At 36.6% G+C, this 4,421-nt stretch carries 3 protein-coding genes; 1 reads left to right on the top strand and 2 read right to left on the bottom strand.

Annotated features, from left to right (window positions below; translation table 11 throughout):
* Positions 1–184: 184 nt before the first annotated feature.
* A complete protein-coding gene (locus Q0688_RS22245) occupies positions 185–2,089 on the top strand; it encodes a hypothetical protein (protein WP_299082545.1) in 1,905 nt (634 codons plus the stop codon).
* Positions 2,090–2,167: 78 nt separating this feature from the next.
* Here the strand turns inward: Q0688_RS22245 and Q0688_RS22240 are convergent, their stop codons facing one another.
* Together Q0688_RS22240 and Q0688_RS22235 are read right to left on the bottom strand one after the other, a co-directional pair.
* Complete coding sequence (locus Q0688_RS22240) at positions 2,168–2,962, bottom strand: nucleoside-binding protein (RefSeq protein WP_081762902.1); 795 nt, start codon at positions 2,960–2,962, stop codon at positions 2,168–2,170.
* A gap of 112 nt (positions 2,963–3,074) precedes the next feature.
* Positions 3,075–4,388, bottom strand: coding sequence for a Na+/H+ antiporter NhaC family protein (locus tag Q0688_RS22235; RefSeq protein WP_138626311.1), 1,314 nt, complete (start codon positions 4,386–4,388; stop codon positions 3,075–3,077).
* Positions 4,389–4,421: the final 33 nt, after the last annotated feature.

Here is a 4,421-nt window from a genome sequence, read left to right as displayed (position 1 = left end):
TTGCAGTCACAAATGAGTAAAGCGCTTAGTGAGCAAAAAGCAGCTAAGGCAAAAGGTAAAAACCCGCAGTGTAAGTTTTAACAAAACCTTATAAGCTCGTTTAACATTAGTTTGCGAGCTTAATCAAACTAACTTGAAAATGAGAACATGTAGTTTGTAATAGGCTAAATAGGAAAATTCAAGGATGAAAAAAATAGTTGTAATCATTAGCGTTGTTTTGATCAGCTTAGTTACAGTTTTCAGTATATTATCCAGTAAGCGTCATAATTCAACCCTGCTTACACCAACAGAAGCCAATGTTGATATTAAAAAGCCAAAAGTTAATTTCGGGAATAACACAAACGCCAAAAATATTTATGTTAAACAGCCATTTCCTACTGATACCCCGAATGAGGAGCAATGCAAAGAGCTAAATTATAAGCAGTATCAGTTACGAGATAATAATGAACGTGATATTGAGCTAAAAGCTTCACAAGCATTTAAAAACGGGTATACAGCAAAGCAGGTCGCCGAGGCAATATGGTTTTCGAGTTACTGGTCAGTAGCTAAAACTTGGTACGATAAAGCGGCATTAGCAGAGTCAGTTGAAAAGTTGCTTCCGATTTTACAATCAATACCGAATAGTGAAAGATTAATCGCTCAATACGATTACGTTAACGCACCGGACTTAAATATAACAACTGTTGTTGATTACACTGACCTTTTGGATAAACTTTGGAAAAACTTGCCCACAGATACGATTTACAAAAAGGTCAGCTCAACAAATACCTCTGCCGTTGAAATTTTTAACGAAATTGAACGGACTTTTTCAGAAATCCCATATGATGTACTTAACAATAATCAACTTTCTCCTTTAAATTCAATTTTAAATCTGTTGTTGACTAAACAGCAGTTACAATCCGCTATTATGCTTTTGCAGCGTTACCCTGATTTAAAGTTATCAGATGTAAGCTTCGATAATAAATTAGCATTGAATTTTCTCACTATTATAGGTGGTGAAGATTATGAAATTACTAATCCAACAGATCATAAATTGTTCTTAACTCTTTTAGGGTTATTAGATAAGCAGGTTTATTATCAAAAAATTACACATCCTTGGTTTAGTAACGAAGAGGTTAATAAGGGGGTTGAGAAATTAAATAACGAAGGGGTCGTTATTAAAATCGTTTTAATCGATGATATAGAGAAACCGAACCCTATATTGCAACTGAATATAAAAGAATCCGTATTAACTGACGAACAACAACTGGACCTCAAAAAGTGTCAATCAACGACGGATTGGCTTACAAGCCGTGAATTAACACCCAATGAAATTGAAACATTTAAAGATCAGCCTTTTATTGCAAAGATTAAATCTTCATCTGAATTTAAGCACTGTAAAAATAAAAAAGCTTTACATAACTCTCCGTTAATAAAAAGTCAGATTACTACAGTGAGTAAGATAATTAATCAAGCAATTGGTAATCAAAACACCTCATTACAAGAACTCGATTTAGAAACCTTAGATTTACCTGTTTTGTTACCTGAAACAAAATCTATTTTAGCAGTTATTTTTGCTCGAGATTACCTGCAAGCAACTAGCTTAAATGAGCAAGAAATTATAGCTAGACTAAGTAATGTGGGTTTAAAACCGTTGAGTAGTCATTCGGAATTATTAGGAGGGTTGGCAGGATTAAAAGGATTAACATTGTGGCTTAATTCATTAAATTTCGAGCAGTTAAAAGATGCGCAGAGTTTATTGAATAGTTTTGCAGCTGAAGGCGTTTTTGAACCCTTCGATATATTAAACACTAGGCTGGGTGGCGTTGCTTTTGATAATAAGAATGAATTGGATCCTCTTTATTTCTTTATCCAAAATTATTCGGAACTCTCTATTCATTCCGGTGATCCAATTACCTATGAAAATAAGAAAAATAAAGCATTTATAGACTTTTTTATTCGCAATGGAGTTCACATTGAATCGCAACATCTTCGAGCTTCATTTGCTCTCAAAATCCGATCTAAAAAAGGCTATAACCGTCTGATAACACATTTTCCTGAGTTAGAAGTAAAGAGCGGGGACGACTACTTCTCAGTTAATTGCCGATAGGTTAACAATTAGATAAAACATATATTTTTGAATTTAAAAAAGTGCGAAATGGTTCGCACTTTTTAATTTACTTTGTTATTAAAAAGTCCACTCTAAGTGAACTTGTGGTACTGATTCGCTAACATCAGTACCAAATTTATTGTGCCAGTATTGCCATTCCATACCTAACAGTAAGGTATTTTCTTTCATTTCTAGCGCATGTCCCATATCCCATACAATAATAGGTTGGGCTAAAAACCAAGCACGCACATCGTTACCAAACTCATCTTTTCGTTCAGCAATGTACTCTGCATGGCCTTTTACGTTAAACTTTTGCGAGCCAATCATGAACGGGTAATCAAAGGCTACATCAAACATCCAGCTGTTAGTTTCAATGGGGGCACCGCCTTTTGCAACGCCTTCGCTATCATCAATGTATGCACTGATAAGGGTTGAAAAGAAATTAAAACCAGGCACATCCCAGCTTAATTTTACGCCTGGTAAATATTTAACTACTTTAGCATCGCCAGCAGCATTAATACCCATGGTTAGACCAACATCAACGAGCGCCCCTGACGCTACTTTTTCGTCCATTACAGCAGATAAGCTAAGGGTAGAGTAACCTTCAAAATAAAAGTCTTGATCTTGAAAGCCATCATCGTTGCTGTCGGTACTGTAATCAATAAAGAAAAAGTTATCGCCATAATCATGCCCAGAAGCATGTTCAATTGAGTACACCGTGGTATTAGATTTTTGTTCAGTAAATGGGTTTTTGTGGTTGCCGTTGTTAATATGAAGCGCCGTATTGCTCCAATTAGCAGCGGTAGCTGTTGAACTTAAGGCACACACACTTAGTGCAACGAGAGGAAGTAAGTTTTTAATTTTCATAACCATATTTTATGTGACACGCTGAATATCACATTATAGCAAACACGGTTAATTTGTTAATTATTTATTGAGATAAACAGTGCATTAGCACGCAGCTAATACACTGTTTAAACAAGCTTTAAGCTTTATTACGACGTAAGCAAATCACCGCAATCGCGGTAAAAGCTAAAATAAAGCAGTAGTAAGATGAGGTTGAAACATCCCATGGGCTAATTTTAAATGTAGCACCGAGTAATAATGCTTGCGCGCCATAAGGCAAAGACCCTTGGGTTACACAAGCAAAAATATCTAATAAACTGGCAGAGCGTTTACCACTAATTTCGCCATCATCAGCCAGTTTTTTAGCAATAGGGCCTGTCACAATAATAGACACGGTATTATTGGCAATACACATATTACTGGTGACAACTAATGCCGCGATCCCTAACTGATCGGCTACTTTACGGTGCCATTTGGCAATGACTTTAGTAATAGCTTGAATTTTTTGAGCGATATAGTCGAGGCCGCCATTAATACGAATAAACTCAGAGAGGCCACCAATAAACATAGACAGTAAAAATATTTCCTGCATTTCACTAAAGCCTTTGTAAATATCTTTTACAAAGCTTGCACCTTCATAGCTGCCGGTAAAGCCCATTAATGCGGCAAACACAATACCGCTTAACAGCACGACAAACACATTAAAGCCCATTACCGCCAGGACTAAAATAAAGGCATAAGGAAGTACTAATAAAATATCGTAGTCTTTGGTATCAACTACTTGTGCTGCAGGCGTTAAAAATAATAGCAATGCAATAGTGAGTATGGCGGCCGGAACTGCAATTTTAAGGTTTTCTTTAAACTTATCTTTCATTTCACAGCCTTGCGTACGGGTAGCAGCAATCGTGGTGTCAGAAATTATTGATAAGTTATCACCAAACATAGCACCAGATACAATGGTACCGGCCATTAAAGCAGGATCAATCCCTGTTTTAATAGATACAGCATAGGCAATTGGGCCAATAGCACCAATAGTTCCCATTGATGTGCCCATAGCAGTAGAAATAACCGCCGCTATCAAAAACAAACCAGGTAGTAGTAACGAAGGGGGAATAAGTGAAAGTCCGGCATTAACAACCGCATCCACACCGCCGGTAGCACCAGCAACCGCCGAAAAAGCACCCGCTAGTAAGTAAATAAGACACATGGTAATAATATTGTTATTACCTACGCCCTTTATAAAGGTTTCTACGCTTTGGTTGATGCTGGTTTTATTTAAAATAAAGGCTAAAACAATCGCGGGTAAAATAGCGACTGGTGCTGGGAGTTGATAAAACGCGTAATCAACCCCTTGAGATTGTAAATATATGCCTGAGCCTAAAAAAATAGCAACAAAGGTGAGTAGGGGAAGCAAAGAAAATCTTGCTTTATTTTTATCAAATGATGGCTGCATCATAATCCTCGTTAATTATTCATAGCAATCGAA

Origin of the sequence: uncultured Paraglaciecola sp. (genome assembly GCF_937123705.1) — a bacterium.
Taxonomy (GTDB): domain Bacteria; phylum Pseudomonadota; class Gammaproteobacteria; order Enterobacterales; family Alteromonadaceae; genus Paraglaciecola.
This window is presented reverse-complemented; position numbering and strand designations above follow the sequence as displayed.